The organism is Gordonia sp. KTR9 (assembly GCF_000143885.2).
Taxonomy (GTDB): domain Bacteria; phylum Actinomycetota; class Actinomycetes; order Mycobacteriales; family Mycobacteriaceae; genus Gordonia.
Map to the genome: position 1 here is coordinate 137383 of NC_018580.1, position 18158 is coordinate 155540.

Here is an 18158-nt window from a genome sequence, read left to right on the forward strand (position 1 = left end):
TCCGGGGGTCACTCATGAGTGGTGCGTGCCCTTCTGTGCGGGGAGACGGCGATTGAAAACGCAGGGCCGTGGGGTGCCTCTTTCGAGGAGCCCCACGGCCCTGACGTCGCTAGCGGTTACGACGCGCTCACTGGAGCGCGACTCATGCAGGCTGCTGGATTCCTGCGCCACCCCAGCTCGGAGCGGGCGCTCCGGCGAAGGGATCGGCGGGGTTGCCCGACACGGGAGCGGCCGGAGCGGCCACCTGGTAGGCCTCGGCCACCGGGACGATCGGCTGAGCGGGAGCGGTCGGCGTCACGGGCGCACTCGGCGCTGTCGGAGCCGCGGGCGCCGACGCGGCGGCAGGTGCGACAGGTGCGACGGGAGCAGCCGGAGCAGCCGGAGCAGCCGGAGCAGCCGGAGCAGCCGGAGCAGCCGGAGCAGCCGGAGCAGCCGGCGGTGCGGCGGGAGTTGCCACCGGAGCAGCCGGCAGGCCCGAGGCATCGGTTCCGACGATCTCGATGACCGGTGCGGCGGTACCGTTGGTCGCCACCAGCGGTTCGCTGACGGTAATGCCGTACGAGCTGAGATCGAGGCTGCGTGCGCCGGTCCTCGGCGCATAGGGCACCTCTTCGGTCGAGAGGATGATCGCCTCGAGACCCACACCCAGCTTCTGGTGATCGCGGCCGAACTTGTCCTTCGACTGGAAGGTGTTGAGCACGATCCGGACCTCGGTGCCACGGGCGATTTCACCCTCGACGTCGACGATCTGACGGTAGGCATCCGGGTTCTCGGGGTCACGGGCGAGGAGAGTGGGGAGGCTCCGGGTGAGGTTCTTGGCCTCGTAACCCAGACCCTTCTCCGGGTTCTTCTTGTGCTCGAAGAACAAGCTCTGGACGTACGCCTCCTCCCAAGTCAGCTGCGCCGGGTTGGCCGGGACGATCTTGCAGTTCGAGAGGCTGATCAACGTGTGATCGGTGTTGGTCGGGTAGGCGCTCTTCGAGTTGCTGACCCGGCGCTCGAGCTCGGCGCCGGTGATCAGGCTCGCCGTCCGCGCGAACGCGACCTCGCCCTGCACGATGATGACCTGGTTCGGTCGGATGTTGGTCGAGTTGGGGACAGTGGGTGCGGTCATGATGGCCCTTTCGTGTGACGGTGTGGGTGATCGGTCGAGCGTTTTCGTGAACGATTGAGTCGCCGCAGTGGGTGCTGCGACGCAATAGGGAGAATCGTGATTCCGCAGAGCGGCTTATGTGGCTACTGGCCTTCGCGTAGGTGCATCGTGAAGATTCTTTGCGAACCTACATTGGTGCCTCACTCTGGCTTGTGAACGGCCGAAGCGGTTCACAAGCCAGAGTGAGTCAACCCCTCGGAAGACTGCTGGGTATCCCAGCACGTCTCCTCTTTCACACAGACACACCGCAACCCTTCCTGCGGTCGCCTCCGGCGTCCGCGGCCGTCTGGCGTTCTGAGTGCTTGCTCGCCAGCCAACAGGGGCAGTCGAACGTTAGGATGAGGGCCAGGCTCGTGACACCATCCAATATGGCAAACAGACGATTTCAAGAAACTGGTCACCGGCGACACGACCTGCTTGACCTGCACAAAGCATCCAGATCGACACACCCTGTGTAATATTTGAGAAATTAGGTGAGCTCAGGCATGGCGTGATGCCCATGTGACACGAGGTGAGGTTGCGCGCTGATGGCGATCAAGGAATCTACAACGGTATACAGCGATGTCACCGGCAAAGAGGTGGAGAACTCGTACCGAGTAGGTGTGGTGTTTGACAATTCCATCTACGTGGTGGATCTGGATCGCGACAACCTAGAAGAAGAACTCAAAGCGATCTCGGTGTACGACGTTGTTAAGCGCGGCCGACGAGTAAAGAAGGTTGGCCGTAACGCACACGGTTCGCTGAATGCCGCGATGCATCATGAAGCGAGATTGTGGGCGAAAGCCAATGGAATAGAAGTTGGCGACCGGGGCATGGTGAGCAAAGAGATCATCACCAAATACCATGAGGCGAAAGGTGTGGGGCCAATCAGTTTGCTGGACCCCAATCATCGCGACGACAATAGCGAGTAGAGAAGCGATTTTATGTAAATAGGTCCGCCATTCCTAGAAAGGATAGCGGACCTATTTCACTGCCGATGGGCACGGTTTACCGCAGCGATAGCGCCGGCAATCGAGGATTTGAACTCGGAACGAGTCGCTTGCATCAAGCGCTCCTGACTCGCTTGTTTGTCGGACAGCGCACCGGGCATCGCCATATCGATCGTGTTCTCAGTCAGAATCGTATGCACGACAACCGGTTTCGTCTGACCAAGCCGATTAAGACGCGCGGGTGTCTGACCATAATGCTCGTTCGAGTCCGGCAGCGTCGTCCAGATCAAGGTGTGTCCACCGAACTGCAGATTGAGTCCGTGTCCTGCGCTTGCGGGATGCACGAGCATGACCGGGATCTCACCGCGGTTCCAAGCTTTCTTCGTGTCTGGCATCCCGTTGTAGGCGCGAGCGCCGAGGTAACCGGCGCGACGCAGACGATCGATCAGGATCGTCTTCTCGAAATCGAAACGGTAGGCGATGAGTACAGATCCGTCGCCGCCGGTAGCGAAGTGCTGATCGCAGATGTCGATGACCTTGTCGAACTTGGCCGAATGCAGCTGCAGTGTTGGCCGACTGGTCAGTGATGTCGCTTTGGCATAGCCGTCGGCACCCTTGTCGAGATCTATGTAGACGGCGCCGGCAGCGAACTGAAGCAGCTTGTTGCGGAGGACACCCCCGTTGACCGCCTCGATGTAGTGCGCGGAGGCGTCATCGAGGGTCACAGCGTCGTAGGCAGCTCGAGCCACAGCGGTGTCACCGGTTGCCCCGATCGCCCGCTGACGTGCCTCCGACACAGCGCCCTCGGTCTCGGACTTGTCGAGACCGGAACACTGGGCGCGTCGGCGAGCGTCATCCTCGGCCGCGGTCACGGCGAACATGTCCGCTGTAGCAGCCATCGACTGGTCGTAGGCACGCTCACGCAGCTCGGTTAAGCCGGTCAGCAGGACCGACAGCAGCGCGTCGCGTGCAAATGCCTGATAGGCGTTCATCAGGTCAGCGCTCAACGGGACGCGATGCGTGATCGGGGGACCGAAACCCATGAGGTGCAGCTCGGTGTTCTCGGCTGAGATCGCCAGATGAGAGATCGCTTGATGTAGCTGGGTCTCGTTCCAGCGACTGATCTGCCACCGCGTGACCTGGTTCTGAACGACTTGTTCGGGGGTGAACCATGTCGCTAGGTGATCGGTGTAGCTGGTACCGAACGTATCGCCCTGATCGAGCAGGAAGATCTGTGGCCAAATCTCGTGAGCTCCTTCGGGGGTCGGGGTGCCGGACAGCTCGATGAGACGCCGGATGTGCGGACGAACCGCGATCATGGCCTTCCAGCGAAGGGACTGAGGATTCTTGAATCCCTGGGCTTCATCGATAATGACTGTGGGGAAGGGCCACTGGCGGTAGTCCGGCTTGGCGACGATGACCGCCACCCGGAAGGGGTGGCCGGTCACCGCGGTGATCACATCTGCCAGGTCGTGGCGAACCTGTTCGGCACGAAGACGTTTCGCCTTCTTCGGATCTCGATGAGCGAAGACCACCGTCGGTGCGCCGCCGGAGGCGGTTCCCGGCTTCAGCTTGACCAGGCGAGCTTGCCCCAGCGCGGCCTTGATCTCCGAGTACTGATCGTCCACAGCACCGCGTTCTGCCTCGGGGGCCGCTTCGACGCGGTCGAGACACAGTGCTGCGTAGCGGTCCTCGATCTCACTGAATGCATCGCGCACAGCGTCCAGGTCAATGACGCCGTCATCCCGTGCGCACCCGACCGGCCGCACTCGAGGTTCGCCGGCGTAGATGATGCGCTGTACGAGGTCGGTGAACCGGTCCGATCCCACGGTGTAGAGGCCCGGCTTGTCGGTGCCGATGTTGTCCACGAGAGTTTTGAACTCTGCAGGTTTCAGATTGCGTTGGCCCTTACTGCGACGGCCGTTCTTCCCGACCATGCCGGGAGGTGTGATGTTGAACGAAGTCACCTGCAGGGGGATGTCCCAGTCGAAGAGTTCTTCCGGCCAGGTGTCCACGGCGATGTTGCGCGGTGCGACTACCAAGATGTGGCCCGGTTCCCGTAGATATGACAGGGCTGACAGGGTGACCAGCGTTTTGCCACTACCCATCGTCATCCAGACGGCCGAGGCATGTCGGGTGCGGATGAAGTCACGGACTTGCTTCTGAAACGGTTTGAGCGTGTTCTCGATGGCCTGCATCCACACCGGCAGCGCCGGTGGGGCAGGAATGGTTGATACGACGGTCATGATGGTCTCCTGAGGGGTGTCCGCACGCGGCTGCAACCGGTGACATCGAGCGCGACGTTCCTGGGTCAGGCAGCGATGACTGGTGTCGATCGAGATAGTTCCTCCGGCGTCGTGCACCGGGCAGGCTGCGCACTGTCGTTCCGAACATGGCGTGCGGCGAGGGCTGCGAATACCTCGGCTCGGAGGAACGGATACTTCTGCTCGGGTTCAACGCTGGCGGTGAGTTCGGTGATGTAGCTGTCGAGCGAGGGGAGCAGGTTCGATGCGTTGAGCGCCTTGAGGCGAGCGTTCACTGCTGCGACTGCCAGCCGAATCTTGTTCGAATCGAAGCCGCTGAAGTATGCAGCTTCCTCGAAGGTGTTGTGCACTAGAACAATCGGGGTTTGTTGCACGCGGAGTTCACCGCTGAAGAGTCGATACGCATCGGAGTCGAGCTCCAGCGACACAGCGACGACAGGGAGCTTTGCAGCTTTGAACCAGGTCTTGAGTCGGTCGCAGTTGGGGCAGTCGGGGAGGGTGTACATCACCGCATGGGGAAGCATCGGGTGTAGCGGAGCGAGGCCGGTGAGATCGAAGCCGGCGGAAGTTGCACTGGTCGCGGAGGTGGGCATGATGAGTTCCTTCGTCGTAGGCGCGTCCGGTGTGAGGCATGCGGCGGACAGATGTTCGTCGCGCCACCAGATCGCATTGAGCTTGTTGTTCTGCGGGGAGGTGTACTTCCCTGAGGAATCCCACTTTTCGCCACAGTTGGGGCAGGTCAGATACATGACGGATCGTCTTTCGTGGAGGTGGTTGGAAATGTCGAGCTGTCGCCTGATCCGCGGTCGAGGACCAGCACGGTTGGCGCCATCCCCGGTAGCCGTGCGACCTGCGGATCGCGCCGCCTGATGGGAATCGGGGTACGCAGGAAGTAGTGATCGACGGCGGCGACGGAGTCGGCCACTACGACGTGGGCGCCGTGAACGCGCATACGTGCGAACATCGCCTTCTGGCTGGCCCGGGGGACAGTCCCCGGTCGTTTGAGCTCCAGGAATAACACGACCGGATCCGAGCGATCGTCATGGCCGATGACGAGCCGATCAGTTATGGCACGCCGGGCGGGTGAGGTGACCTTCAGACACAGCAGATCGTGGCGTTGGCACGATGCGACGAGATGGTTCTCAACGATGCGTTCCATCGGGAGCTGTACATGGGTCACGACTGCTCCCGATGGAACCGGTTGTCGGTTGTGTCGCGGGTTCGTCGATTCCGCCTCTTCATGGCGTGGTCGACGAACGAGGAGACGCCGGCGGGCAGATCGTCGTGGGTGATCTCGAAGATGTTGGCGTCCGGATCAGGGGGGTACACCGATTCCCATGTCGAGCGCAGGCGGCGGCCTGCCTCGACTTGGCGAAACCCCATCGACAGAAGTCCTCGCTCAGAGTGTTCGTTGTCTCGGTCGACGACGGCCTCTACGACGTCGACACCAGCAGACCCGAAGCCGTGATCGAGGGCGAGCGCCAGGGCTGCGGAGGCGATCCCTCGGCTTGCGAACTGCCGGCCAACCCAGGCACCGACGCGTGCAGCGCGATGTGGCGCCTGGGTCAAGCCGGTCAGTTCGATTTGCCCTGCGAAACGGTTGTCGAGGTCGATGACCCAGGAAAATCCGAGGCCGAGCTCGACGCGTTGTATCGCCAAGCGTTGCACTGCCATCCAGTTTCCGGATTGGTTGACTTCGACCCATCGTTGAGGCCCATCGACTGGGACGAGTCCTTCGTGACGAGCGGCCAGACGATCGGCGTCGTCAACACGCAACCGCGACCAGGCTCGCCCGTCGAATGGCGAGGGCTCGCGCAGTCGGATGAGACCTGGCACGAGGTCGATCGGGCCGACCTCGGGTACGCGAATACGGTGGGTCATCGGACTCCTTGGTGGGGTGGCAGTGACAACACACGAGCCTCGTTACCGAGCTCCATTGCGCCAGTTCTCTTCGTACGAGCTCGCGGCCATCGTGAGGTAGGCCTCGGTATCGATGGAATCGAGTAGCTTTTCCAGGACCGCGGTGTCCGGGTGATCCGCGAGGGTGTGGTTGAACACCAGCATCGGTGTCGACGGGTCCACACCGCTGTGCCGCGCCAGAATCAGATCGCGCGTACGGGCCTGGTGGCCGGCGTCCTCTCCAGCAGCTGTGAGCAGGTGCTGAGCGATCGGATCGATTCCGTTCGGATTAGCCGGCCGCAGGCCTTTGTCCTCGCGCGAGGTCCACGTCGTGGTGCTGACGACTCGAGCTTTCGCCGCGGCGATGACCAGAGGTTCACCGAAGAGTTCGGTATCGACACCGTCAGGTCGAACCAGAAACACACGAGTGAAGTGCCCCAACAGTTGGACCGGCGTCGCCTTGGGGTGCCGATTGAGCAGGGCACCCTCTCGTAGCAGTGCTTCATCGTCGGTCACATTGCGCCGATCGCCCGGGAACGTCAGATGCGCAGTCTCAGTGGCCTCGACGACCCTGTTCGTCTCAGGATCGAGACGGTAGGGAGCTGCGTAGAGGTAACTGCTGGCCCCAGGAGAGGAGGCCAGCAGGTTTTGATAGAGCCTGAGCAGATCACGGACCTCGAGGTGACGGTGCAATTCGACCAACACCTCTCGCATCGCGTCGATGTCCATCGGTTCTGAGATCGACACCGGTTTGGTCAGTGCGTAGGGGATCGGTCGATGTGGGGGCACATATCCGCCGGCGATGAGCTTGAAGTACTCGAGCAGCAACCGGTCGATCATGGCCGGATGCGCCAGGGCCTTGCGCGGACTCGGTCCGGCCCAGCACGCCAACGTCCCGCCTCCGGCTGAGGCGACGACGCGGTACCACGGTTTGCCCTCGATCTCCTCCGGTGCGTACTCAGGCGCCCCCCGACTGGCGTCGGTGAGGATCTCGAATGACTCCTGGGCGGTGAGAAACTCGACGCGGTTGTTGGAATCCTTCGACACCAGAGTCAGCGACTCCGGTTCGATCTCGACACCGATGGCTCCGGTGTGCTGGTCGAGGACCGTCTGGTTCGTCTCAGAATCGAGCGTGGAGTACAGGCCGTCGGTATTTGTCGAGACGATCCGACCGCCGGCGAACGTCTGAGCCTGCCCGATCCGCCAGCTGAACAGCTGACCGATGATCCGCATAGTGATGATCATGTTGTTCATCAGAATCGGAGTGTTGTGGCGAGCGTCAGCAGCTCCGGATGCCGCGTTCAGAATCAGCTTGGTGCCTTCGCGCAGCACACTGTAATTCTCGCGCTGAGCTGCGGTGAGTGAGCGGTCCTTGCGGAGCTTCCCGTAGCGTTCCTTGTCACCGAAGATCTGGCTGTACTTGTCAGGAGCAGGCTGACCCGGCTCGGCAAGGTCCGGGTTGGTGAATGCCGCGAGGTTGACCAACAACAGCGGGTAGTAACTCGTGAAGTCCTCGTGGATGACATCAGCCACCGAGGTGAAGCGGTACTTCGAATCGAGTTTGTTGTCCGCGTGCACCGCTCGCGGCGGAAACAGTGGAACCTCCTTGATCTCGCGTGCAGTGAACAGTTCCACCCCTCGGTCCCCCTTGGGGCGATCACGTAGTACTGGACTGTTCGCCTTGGACCCGGCTTTGAGCACGTCTGACCATTCGACAGTGACCGGTTCACCCGACACAGGGTCAATCACCTCGAGGCGGATCCGTTTGCGGATCCACCACGCGGCCATCGCCAGGTCCTCGCCGGGGTAGGGCTGGCCGTCGGTCTGTGTGATGGCAGGCATCGTCGCGGCGTTTGCAGCGATCCACTCCAGACCTTCGGTGACGATCTTGACGATCTTTGGGTCAGGGAACAACGCCTCGTCAACAGCACGATCACCGCAGGTGTGTCCGGCTGCCGCGCGGAACTGATCGACCGCTGTATCGATGGCGGTTCGAAACATCGCCCATCGACGTTCGGAGGCGTCACGCTCCGCGCTGAATGCCTCAAGATCAGCCTCGGCGCCATGGATCCCACCGGTGGAGAAGGTGGCGAAACAGCTGGTCGCCTCGCCGGCGCTGTCGAAGTACGGGATGTTGCATGGCAGCTTGGCGATGGAAGCGAGCTCGAAGGAGTCGTTCGTCGCATGGTTGCGATCGGTGTGCCATTCGATGACGGTGTCACTGAATGTTGGCGGTCGATCATCCGGCCAGTACGGCTGGGCCGCATCCGCTTTAGCCAAGACGACGATCTTGAGTCGGTTGATGTCGGCGATCAGCTCTTGGTGACGGATTCTCGTCAAGGACGTGTCGGCGTTGGCGCATTCGAGCAGCGAGTTGCTCAGCGAGGCGAACCGCTGCACGCTGAAGCGTCGAGGACCCTCAGCTGTCGTGGACACACCGCCACCGAACAGATGCAAGAACTCGTCACCGACGCGCCTCGCCTCAGACGAGATCGGACCACTGCTGCGTGCCGCGGACCGCAACCACGCTGAGATTCGACCGCTGACGACGATCGGAGCGAAGTCCTCATGCTGAGCGTGATCGAAGTTGAGACCTTCGATACGCCGGTAGTACCGATAGATTTTCTCGAAGGCCTCATGCGCCATGCGACCAGCGACGGTGTCGGTCGGTACGGTCTCGAAGAAGAAGTCCCGGGTGGCGGTGAGCACATTGGTGGCGGCACCGATCGTCGATCCGTTGTGGCCCAACGGATCGGGATAGCGGTACGAGACGACCGGTAGGTCTGCGATGTGACCGGGGATGGCTCGCAGATCCCGGTAAGGGGCGAGGATGCGACCCGCGAACTGCGCCGAGGAGGTGTCAGTGGTCAGGCGTGGGCGAGGCCACGTCAGAACCATTGAGGTATCCAGGACAGGCGTCCGATAGTCGTTGTCGTGGTTGAACACAGTCTCGGGGAAAGTCCGTAGAAGGCCCGAGCGCAGATCGAAGCTGCCCGAGTAGGTGTTGTCGTTGAACAGCAACGCAGTACCGACGGTGTCCGAGATGTTGTAGGCGACAAGGTCGATGAAGTCGTCGAGCGAGTCGAGCCACGCATTCGGACCTGAGAGCTTCTCGGATTCGAGCAGTTGGTGACCGAGCATCCCGAGCAGACGCTTGAGCGAGACCTTCTGCTGAAGCTCATTGAGTCGGGCGACATCCAGATGCCGGCCGGACGACAGCCAGTTACCACGGATCGTTGCAGCTCGACGGTTCCCCGCGTGAGACAGATAACTCGACATCGATGGACGATCTTCGCGCTTGTTCAGTGCGAACATCGCATCGCTGTGCTCACGCATCTGAGCAGCAGTGACAGGACGTGCCCGGTTCGATTCGTCGAAGCGCAGCGAGAGATACAGCGCGAGCATCGTCGTGTCGTACTGGTTCGAGTTGTACCCGGTCACGAAGGCGTGCTCGGGGAGCCGATGGTCGTAGTCAGGGTGGGTGTCACAGATGATCGGTGCACCACTGATGACACACCGTTCCCGGGTGTGGACGTCGCCGACCGAGCCCGAATCGATCACCCCACCAAGGAGCTTCGCTAGCGTGCGAGCGTTACGTTCGTCGGCCAAGTCCAGCAGGGGAATGTCCCGGCCGGGAACGGCCCCCTCGGTCTCACGCTGACGCGCCAGCAGACCCGGGTTGAGACGGTACAGCTTGTCGGTGAGACCGCCGGCGGGATCGGCCAGCATCGTTGCCAGCGCTGTGCGCGTCAGACCCACACCGCTGGGATCGTCGTCGAGAAGGTAGTACACGACTGCCGCAGCCTCAGAGGTGCGATAGAGAGCAACGGTGAAGGCGTTGTTCAGCGACTCGACGTCGTAAAACAGGAAAGCCGACTCTGCGGCCGTGGCCGCCGGTTTGCTGGCGTACGGGGTCGGGGTCATGATCAGCGTCTCCTTGAGTGCTGGGCCAGTGGGCCACGGTGAGGCAGGCGGGTGGATTACTCGTGTGCTGGCGACCCCTCGGATGTGGTGGGCGGCGCAGCGGTGCGGTGAGGAGGTGGTGCGGCCGGATCCATGACGAAGGGGTCGGTGGTGTCCGGGACCGTTTCCCGGTAGACACCGTTCGCCCCCGGGGTCGCTTCCGCGGCCCTGCGCGGGCTACTCGAGATCGGTATGTCGCGCGCGGCGAGCATGTCGATGACCTCTCGGTCGTGTTCTTGCTGGGCCTCACTCGCTGCATCGGCGAGTTCGTCGGTGTCCCGGCGGATGAGACCGCGGTAGCTGTTCTTCTGCCGGTCTGCCGGCAGTGTCGAATACTGCTTCGGGCTGGTCTTGGGCGCAGCGACGTTGGCCCAGTCGACGAGCGTGTACTCGTAGATCAGCTCCTCGGGCACCGTCATTCGGTCACCCGGGCGGTACTGCGTCCGATGGTCCTCACAGAGCCACATCGAGTGACGGTCCGATCGGACCAGAGTGACCAACGAGTCGATGAATTTGTTGCGACCCAGCGGTTTCGAGTTGGGCATATTCCGAGCCATCCACGCCTTGTAGAGGTCGTAAGCGAAAGGGAACGGAACCAGATCCCAGCGGAACTCGCCCTTCACCTCGTTCCAGAAAGCCCGGATCGGATCGTTGCTCTCCTTGAAATCCTCGAGGGCGTCCTTCACCGCCTGGGGCTCACTGAGGGAGTAGTAGCTCATGGTCAAGACACGTTTGAGCACGTACTCGAGAACGTCGGCGCGAGTGAGGTAGTCGTCCTTGATGTATCTGCGTTCGGCGCCGGTGAAGCACTTGGTGAAGGGCACAAACAGCTGGCGCCGGTAGAACGACTCTGACTTGTCCTTGATCGTAGGTTTGTCGTTGAGGCACTGCACCATGAACCCGAAGTGCTGATGGGCGATCGGCGACTTGTACTTCCGGTTGATCGTGATCACGTCGTTGGTCACGATCGCCTTGAAGTTGGCGGCCTTCTCGATGAAAGTACCCACGTCGTTCTCGTCGACGAGGATCGCGCTGGCTCGCGTGAGCGGTTCCAGAAGGAAGTCCTTACCGAAGTCGGCCAACGGGACACTGGCGTAGGACTGAACTCCGATCAGGTTGCGCATCAGCGAGAGCAACGTGCCTTTACCGTTGTTGCCCTGCTCTGAGTAGAAGAAGGCGCACCGGTTCCAGCTGACGTAGGGGCGCACTGTGGCACCGATGATCTCCCAGAGCAACTCGACAACCTCTGGGTCGTCGGACAGGCTCTCCATCCACGACTCGACGTCCCAGTCGGTGCCGTCGGTGTCGTTGTGGATGACGACGTTGCGGGCGTCGGGATTCCACGCAACATCCAACTTGGCCAGGAAGATGAACTCTGGCGAGAAGTCGATGAACTGGGGATCGCCGTCGTTGTAGTCGATGATGCCGTTGTTGACCGCGATCAAGTCACGGTTGTCGCCCCGAGTCCGCCTCGGCGCGGAATCGCTGAGCGCCGCGATGATTTCGGCAAAATCCCGGGTGGTCAGGTTCAGGCAGTATCGACGGGCGATCGACCGGATATGCCCTTGCGACGACCGGTAGGTTCCGAAGGTGGGACTCGACGGGTCATCGTCGTATGCGGCCAGGATGTTCAAGTCGGGATCGGAGTTTCGGCTCGACGGCGAGATCGAGATGATCGAGTACAACGCCAAGATCAATCGCGCGACCTCGGCGAACCCAAGTTGGGTGAGGGGCAGCCGCTTGGTGCCGTGGATCTCCGCGGTCTTGATCCGTTCGTTCTGAGCCAGAATCTGCCTGTTGATCTCATTGAGCAGACCGTCATGGACCGTGGCCGGCGCGATGGTCTTGAGAGTCGGGATCCGGTCGGCAGTCAGATAGGAGTCGGCGCAGCGCTTGCTGATGACGGCCACTGATTCCGCGAACGGCTTGCCGTCACTGGCCTTGAGGTAGTCGGAGCTGGGCTTGTATCGAGCGCTGATCTCAGGATCGAGGTCAGGTTCACTCCCGACGAGATACATGGCGCGTACCGAGCCAGAACTCATAGTCATCCTTCGGTCGTCTGACGATGCCCGAATGGCCGAGGGGGACGACTCGTCGCCGAATCCCCGTGGGTTTGTGAGCGCGGTCGACGGCGCGTGTCGTGACGGGTCGATCGAGCGTCTATTCGGGGTACTGCTGGGTGCCGCACAGTGCGGGTGACCTTGGTTGTGGGTCAAGGCTTGATGGTGACGATACGCCACAAACTAACTACCTACCAAGAAACTCCATGCGCGGTACTTTGGGAATCACTGTTAAGAACTCAGGTCATCCATTATGTGCAGTTCAGCGGTGTTCCAAGTGGTCGTTGTCAGATTGTCCGTGTGGTTCTCAGTAACGACATCGATGCATATTCGGCGGCGTTTCTGTGGTGACGTCACACCGGGCGGCGGGCCCGCCCGTGCTGGCTGTCGGCGCGCCTAATGTGGCGAGCCCGACGACCATCAACTGTCAGCCGATCCAATCCGGCAACTCAACCCGAAACCGGGTGTCTACACGCACCGTTGCACCGTGATCTCTCAGCGGGGCATGATCGTTGAGACCTTCTACGGCTAAGCGGGTGAGACGGTGACTGAGCGACCACGGCTGCACGTGACCCAGCGCGCCATTCTCGCCGAAGACGACAACGGCGACTGGACCGGCCGCTACGGCGGGGAGGGCTGGTCGGTCACCGCCGATTCCAGAGGAGGTGCGCTTGAGCGTCTGCGGAGCAAACTGGAGTCCTTGCTCGACGACGAGGATCGCCATGCCCGCATCATCACCCTGGGGGAACAGACGGCCGCCGGCGATCACACCGAAGAGGGCTTTGACGCTCAGTTCATCAGCCGTGAAGCGTACGAGGACCGGATGATCGACACCATGGAGACGTACCTCGACCAGGACTGACCCGATGACGTCTACCGTCCGACCACCCCGCCGCTCGTCGCCGCTGTGGGCGCGGTGGATCGACACCGCAGAACTTCGCGCCCGGCAGTGGGGATTCATCACGAGCGGCCAGTGCGGGCGTCTCGGACTGGACCTGACTCAGCAGAAGCGACTGCGGCTGCGAGGAATGCTCAAAGCTGTCGCGTACGGCGTGATGCGCGAACTCGACCGTACCGACGATGAGGGTGTTCTCGCGGACGCGCGTCTGGGATGGGTCAATGCGGGCAAAGACCTGTTCCCCGAGGAACGGCTAGCAGCCGGGTGGCCCGACTACGTCGTGACCGCCACGACCGCACTCGCCATCCACGGGCTCGCAGAACCCGCCGGGGAATTGCCCCAGCTCGCCCACACCAGAGCCCGCTGGCCCCGCTACCAGCTGAGCACCGCAGACGTGATCACTGTTGAAGTACCGGTCACGTGGGATGAGGTGAGCTTGCTCGACGGACTTCCCGTCGCGACCCCGGCAACGGCGATCGCGACGCTCGTCTCCACTGAACCGCCACTCGTTGATGACCTCGCCAGCTACCTCGACACCGTCGCCGCTGCGGCCACAGAGCGTCCGGATCTCAGGAAAATCGTGCAAGCGATCGCGAAATGCAATGCCTCCCCCTGAGCCAACATGCTCCTGCAAGTAATGCTTGTATTCACAGGATTATCTGCAGGAGGCCTGATTCCGCAGGGTGTGCCGCCCGAGTGGACCGGTACAGCGGCCGATACCAGCTAGAGGCCGCGAGGACGAGCGCCTGGTTTCGGTGCCAGCCGATCAGTGGAGGTCAGTCAGACCGCAGTTCTGGCGAGGCTATCGATTGAAGGCCGTCGCACCAGCGAGAACTGTTGAGGCCGCGGAGGTGTTCCAGATGCGTTGGTTGGGCAGAAGGCCCTAACCTGCGCTCACGACTGTCGTTTGGCTGGTAGCGAGGGGTGTTTCTCGACTGCGATCACCACTGGGTCGCTCGGTCGCTCCACCAGTTCATACAGTTCCTGGTCCAGGTCCTCATCGACGAGCTGACACTCGATGCGCACCCATTCGCCTTCGACTTCCACCCGGAGGACTGCGGCGGGAGTCAGGCCGCCAAGGATGACGTCGCCGGGGGTCAGCTCATCGACTCGAATCATGGCGCGCTGCTTCGATTTCCAGTCAGAGGAGATCGGCTGCGTCTGTTCGGAGCTGGGGCTCATAGCGCACGGTCTCTTTCTCTTAGTCGGCTGCGGTCGGTAGTCGACGGGCCGTGACAGCATGCCTCGTGCCCGGCCAATGGAACGACACGGGCTATCGCCGGCGTCGCTTCTGGGTCTTAGGATGTGATGCCGGCCAACGCCGGGATCATGTTAGTCTCTCAACGTGGGTCAGAAATGGCTGATGCCCCGCTAAAACTGCTCTCATCCTTGCAGTTTCAGCGGGGCATCGTTCTGTTGTGACACCTTCACAACGTCGGTTCATGCGTTCGGCCAGCCTTGCGTTGACCGTGGAAGGCCTGCGATTCCCGAAGCGCCTGCAACGCGGACAGCCGCTGAGGCCGTGGCGTCTGGTAGTCGGGGCCTTCCTCGGCGACGCCATCGTAAGGCTGAACGTAGTTGGGCGAGATGCCGATCCGGTCGGCCGTCGCCGCATAGCTCGGAAACGGCTTGTAGTTCGGTTCTTCGATGACGTATTGGATGTAGTACCGCCAACCGATGAAGTCACCGGTCACCTCGTCATAGAACGGCGCATCGTCGATCTGGTCATAGATGACTGTTCCGTTGTGGTCGATGATCGCCTGTAGAGACGCCTCGGCGATCACGTCACGCACAGCTGCGGACTCGAAGTACTTCGTGCAGATGTGCCAGTAACCACCCTGGAGGGTCAACTGATTCATGGTCGGGTGTTCACCCGTCCAGATCTTGGCCGGAGGAACGAGAAGTTTGTTCTCGTCGTAGAACGCAGTGGCGACCTTCATGGTGGCGTTCCTTCGTTTCGGTAAATGTATGTGCCGGGTGCGCGATGGAGCCCGGCCGAGGCCTGGCTGCAACATCCTTCCAACCCACCCCGGGTACAGGCTCCGCCGGTGCCCAGGGAAGGCGTCGTCCCCAGGGCGCGGGACCAGGGACACGTCCGACGCACTTGCCCACGGCAAATGCGTCCGTAGTATATACGTTGAGAATAGTTATTCCACTCAATGCCCCTATTAGTGCAGTTCACAGGGGTGAGCTACCAGATACGAATAACCACGGCCGCGTCTGAGCGAGACCGTTGTCGGGAGGACAAGATGACCGCAGTCGAGCAATGGAGCGCCGTACAGAGCCGAGGGGTCCTCCCCGATGAGCTGGATCCAGCCACCGCACATCTGGTCGACGTCCGGGGCGATAGCCCCGAGTGGAAGGTGCAGTGCTTCTGGCTCAGCGCCGACGACCGCGAAGGCGTCCTGGGCACAGGGACGGCGCTGCGGCCGTGCGCAGTCGTGGCGGCCTGCGAACTGTGCGCAGCAGGTCTATCCGAGCTGCCGGACGAAGGCCGGGAGTACATGGCCCACGACCAACGCCACACCGTCGCCGGCGACCCTGCAGTCGGCTACCGGCTACTGCCAGATCTCTGCGGTATGGCCATGGTGCTCAGCGACGACGAGCTGCAGTCGAGCTGGCTGGGCGAGCTGCGCCGGACGTACGGCCCCGGAATGTATTTGGTGCATCCAGCGGCGGTACCCGATGGCTCACTGATCGGAGTCAACCCAGTTCGGGTCGTCGACTGATCCTTGACGACAACAGCCCCGCGCATCATCGAATGCGCGGGGCTGTGTTGTGTCGGGGAGGGCCTGCCTACGCAGCGCCGCGAGCCTGCCTCACAGTGTGGACGACGAGGGAGGATATGAATGCCTGTGGACGAGTGTTGCCCATGAACAGGTTGGTCGACAGTTCGATCGTGGCGGTTACGAGTGTGGCGTCAGACAAGGCTTGATACTGATCGGCCTTGTTCCACCACAGCAGTTCGAGTCCATGGCCGGTGACCACCTTCAGGTGCTTGTAGTCGGCAGGCTCGGGTGCCTGTCCCTTCTGCAGTTCACCAGCCTCTTCCTTGCGACTCATCAGCTTGATTGATGCGCTGGCCGGCTGGAAGGTGAGACGGATGTCAGCGGCCGGGAAGCCTTGCCCGAATGGGCCTAGCACGCTGAGAGACTCAGCGAGCGAGATGAGCTCTGGCGCCATCGGCAGCGGAATGTCGGGGCGCAAGCGAACGAGAACCTCCGCGGATTCCATATCGAGCTGTGCGAGAGACTCGATGTCCATCATGTGGAGATCCGCTCTCTGGTCCTCAGGGTCGACCTCGGGAAGGGAGTCCACGTAGACCGCAATAGCCGCTATCAGCTCGGCGAGAGCGTGAGTATCAGTGAAGCCGACACCGCATGCCTGATGGTGCCCTTGGGCACGAAGTCGAGGGTCGTTCATCTGAGAGACAAACCCCAGCACATCGAACCATTCGGGCGCACGCGCGGACCCGGACAGCGTTTCGGGGTTGATGACCATCGTCGGCATCGAGGTTTCTTGCAGAAGGTTCGATGCCAGCAACCCGAGCACCCCGGGCTTGGCGTCTGAAAACCAGAGGTACGGAGCGTAAGGCTGCTCGGCCGCAAAAATCCCTTCCATCGCAGCCTTCGTGAGCTCTTTGCGGGTCTCGTTGTTGGCGACCAAGGTGTCGGCGGCAGACCGGCGGCCGGCGTCGAGGTGCTCGTAGGTGTCGAAGACTTCCGGATGGTAGTCAGGCCGCGACGAGCGCACAGCTTCAGGGACGAACACCATGAAAGAGTCGGCCATATCCGCTTCGACTCGACGTGTCGCGTTGAACATCGGCGTCAGCGTGAAACCGAGGAACGACACGTCCAGATCGTCGACGGAACGAACCTTGCCGGCAGCGATGAGCCGCGACAAGAGCACCGACAGACCGCGTAGCGCTTCACGGTATCGGCGGTCATGACTTTGCCCGTTGACGATCTGCATCAGTGTGGAGGTGTTCGGGTCGATGCGATCTGGCTCCTCGAGGTTCCATTGGCCGATCTGGTGCCACTTGATCGGATTCTCGTCGCGATCGGCGTCCGCCTTGGTGTAGACAGGCACGTCGGGGACAGCCAGAGCAAGCAGGCCGACGGCGCGACGGACCAGTGCCCGGGTCTGTCCGCGCAACGGCATCACGTCGGCGAGCCCGCCAATCCCTCCGAACACCGACAGCATTGCGATTGCGGTGGCTTTGGTCGGGCAGTGAGTGCGCGCGTACGCGCTCAGAATGTGCAGAGCCACTTGCGATCCGCAGATGTCGGGCTCGGGGTAGGTAGCCCCCGTTCGGTTGGGGTCGACGACCGCGTCAGCGCGGCATACATCGACGGTCTGAATATGGTGGTCGGTGACGATGACCGCGACGCCGCGGTCGTGTGCGCGGTCGATGCCCTCGTTCGAGTTGATGCCAACGTCGCAAGTGATGAGCAGCGACGTTGTTGGGTACTGGGCCAGTGCCTGATCCACTTTCGGGGCAGTGATCTCGCGTGGCCCTTCATAGTGTGGGATCACCAGCTCAACGTGCGCCCCAAGCTCGGCCAACCCTGCGTAGGTCAGGATCCCGGCGGCGACGCCGTCCATGTCGTAGTCGGTGAGAACTGTGATGGTTCTACCCTGCGAAATCGCACGGTGGATCAGTTCGACGCTGAGATCCAGGTCAGGGAGGGGTTCGTCGGTGGAGACCTCGAGTCGTTCGATGACGTCGGTGTCCCAGCCCTTGCGCTCCCGGATGATGTCGAAGGGCCGGCGGGATGAGAAATTGCGTGCCACCGAAATGACATTGTCGAGCACGTGCTCGGCCGGAGTGGTCACAGTGGATGGTCCGTTCTCTCAGGTCCGGCGGAAGGCGTTCGCACGGAGCTTCTCAGGGTGTATGCGCCCTACCGTAGCATTGTCAGATAGTTATTCGAAAAGGCTCTGAACACTGACTATGGCGACTTTTGAAAAACTCATACAAATACTTTGATC

General features: G+C 61.7%; 14 protein-coding genes. 4 read left to right on the plus strand and 10 right to left on the minus strand.

Annotated features, from left to right (window positions below):
• Positions 1-142: 142 nt before the first annotated feature.
• Positions 143-1114 (minus strand): hypothetical protein, encoded by a 972-nt coding sequence (locus KTR9_RS27855; protein ID WP_014924744.1) that lies wholly within the window; start codon positions 1112-1114, stop codon positions 143-145.
• Positions 1115-1680: 566 nt separating this feature from the next.
• On the opposite strand from KTR9_RS27855, the gene KTR9_RS00580 reads away from it, so the two are divergent.
• Positions 1681-2064, plus strand: a complete 384-nt coding sequence (locus tag KTR9_RS00580; RefSeq protein ID WP_014924746.1) for an Lsr2 dimerization domain-containing protein — start codon at positions 1681-1683, stop codon at positions 2062-2064.
• A gap of 56 nt (positions 2065-2120) precedes the next feature.
• Here the strand turns inward: KTR9_RS00580 and KTR9_RS26440 are convergent, their stop codons facing one another.
• The 6 genes from KTR9_RS26440 to KTR9_RS00610 all read right to left on the minus strand — a co-directional run bounded on the left by KTR9_RS26440 (position 2121) and on the right by KTR9_RS00610 (position 12250).
• Positions 2121-4328: a DEAD/DEAH box helicase gene (locus tag KTR9_RS26440; protein ID WP_014924747.1), complete on the minus strand. Its 2208-nt coding sequence runs from the start codon at positions 4326-4328 to the stop codon at positions 2121-2123.
• A gap of 65 nt (positions 4329-4393) precedes the next feature.
• Positions 4394-5095, minus strand: a complete 702-nt coding sequence (locus KTR9_RS00590) for a glutaredoxin family protein (RefSeq protein ID WP_014924748.1) — start codon at positions 5093-5095, stop codon at positions 4394-4396.
• Positions 5086-5526, minus strand: a complete 441-nt coding sequence (locus KTR9_RS00595) for a hypothetical protein (protein WP_070415646.1) — start codon at positions 5524-5526, stop codon at positions 5086-5088. The genes KTR9_RS00590 and KTR9_RS00595 overlap by 10 nt, the downstream gene beginning before the upstream one ends.
• Complete coding sequence (locus tag KTR9_RS00600; RefSeq protein ID WP_158409739.1) at positions 5523-6122, minus strand: GNAT family N-acetyltransferase; 600 nt, start codon at positions 6120-6122, stop codon at positions 5523-5525. The genes KTR9_RS00595 and KTR9_RS00600 overlap by 4 nt, the downstream gene beginning before the upstream one ends.
• 147 nt (positions 6123-6269) lie before the next feature.
• On the minus strand, positions 6270-10169 hold the full coding sequence (locus KTR9_RS26445) for a hypothetical protein (protein WP_014924751.1): 3900 nt from the start codon (positions 10167-10169) through the stop codon (positions 6270-6272).
• Between the two features lie 56 nt (positions 10170-10225).
• A complete protein-coding gene (locus KTR9_RS00610) occupies positions 10226-12250 on the minus strand; it encodes a DNA primase family protein (RefSeq protein ID WP_238553841.1) in 2025 nt (674 codons plus the stop codon).
• 586 nt (positions 12251-12836) lie between these two features.
• Between KTR9_RS00610 and KTR9_RS00615 the strand changes: the two genes are divergently transcribed.
• Together KTR9_RS00615 and KTR9_RS00620 are read left to right on the plus strand one after the other, a co-directional pair.
• The gene (locus KTR9_RS00615; protein WP_238553842.1) at positions 12837-13130 is read left to right on the plus strand and encodes a hypothetical protein; all 294 of its coding nucleotides are present in this window, start codon (positions 12837-12839) and stop codon (positions 13128-13130) included.
• A gap of 4 nt (positions 13131-13134) precedes the next feature.
• Positions 13135-13782: a hypothetical protein gene (locus KTR9_RS00620; RefSeq protein ID WP_014924754.1), complete on the plus strand. Its 648-nt coding sequence runs from the start codon at positions 13135-13137 to the stop codon at positions 13780-13782.
• A gap of 278 nt (positions 13783-14060) precedes the next feature.
• Here the strand turns inward: KTR9_RS00620 and KTR9_RS00625 are convergent, their stop codons facing one another.
• Both KTR9_RS00625 and KTR9_RS00630 read right to left on the minus strand, forming a co-directional pair.
• Entirely contained in the window at positions 14061-14348 is a 288-nt protein-coding gene (locus KTR9_RS00625) for a hypothetical protein (protein ID WP_148281127.1), read from the minus strand.
• A 245-nt stretch (positions 14349-14593) separates the two neighbouring features.
• Positions 14594-15106 carry a hypothetical protein gene (locus tag KTR9_RS00630; RefSeq protein WP_044505534.1) on the minus strand — a complete coding sequence of 171 codons (513 nt, stop codon included), beginning with the start codon at positions 15104-15106 and terminating at the stop codon, positions 14594-14596.
• 309 nt (positions 15107-15415) lie between these two features.
• Between KTR9_RS00630 and KTR9_RS00635 the strand changes: the two genes are divergently transcribed.
• A complete protein-coding gene (locus KTR9_RS00635; protein WP_137811223.1) occupies positions 15416-15895 on the plus strand; it encodes a hypothetical protein in 480 nt (159 codons plus the stop codon).
• A gap of 67 nt (positions 15896-15962) precedes the next feature.
• Here KTR9_RS00635 and KTR9_RS00640 read toward each other — a convergent pair whose 3' ends face one another.
• Positions 15963-18002 (minus strand): DHH family phosphoesterase, encoded by a 2040-nt coding sequence (locus tag KTR9_RS00640; RefSeq protein ID WP_014924758.1) that lies wholly within the window; start codon positions 18000-18002, stop codon positions 15963-15965.
• Positions 18003-18158: the final 156 nt, after the last annotated feature.

Coding starts and splice junctions, on each gene's coding strand:
- KTR9_RS27855 (WP_014924744.1), bottom strand. CDS start 1,114: ATGACCGCACCCACTGTCCCCAACTCGACCAACATCCGACCGAACCAG.
- KTR9_RS00580 (WP_014924746.1), top strand. CDS start 1,681: ATGGCGATCAAGGAATCTACAACGGTATACAGCGATGTCACCGGCAAA.
- KTR9_RS26440 (WP_014924747.1), bottom strand. CDS start 4,328: ATGACCGTCGTATCAACCATTCCTGCCCCACCGGCGCTGCCGGTGTGG.
- KTR9_RS00590 (WP_014924748.1), bottom strand. CDS start 5,095: ATGTATCTGACCTGCCCCAACTGTGGCGAAAAGTGGGATTCCTCAGGG.
- KTR9_RS26445 (WP_014924751.1), bottom strand. CDS start 10,169: ATGACCCCGACCCCGTACGCCAGCAAACCGGCGGCCACGGCCGCAGAG.
- KTR9_RS00610 (WP_238553841.1), bottom strand. CDS start 12,250: ATGAGTTCTGGCTCGGTACGCGCCATGTATCTCGTCGGGAGTGAACCT.
- KTR9_RS00620 (WP_014924754.1), top strand. CDS start 13,135: ATGACGTCTACCGTCCGACCACCCCGCCGCTCGTCGCCGCTGTGGGCG.
- KTR9_RS00625 (WP_148281127.1), bottom strand. CDS start 14,348: ATGAGCCCCAGCTCCGAACAGACGCAGCCGATCTCCTCTGACTGGAAA.
- KTR9_RS00630 (WP_044505534.1), bottom strand. CDS start 15,106: ATGAAGGTCGCCACTGCGTTCTACGACGAGAACAAACTTCTCGTTCCT.
- KTR9_RS00635 (WP_137811223.1), top strand. CDS start 15,416: ATGACCGCAGTCGAGCAATGGAGCGCCGTACAGAGCCGAGGGGTCCTC.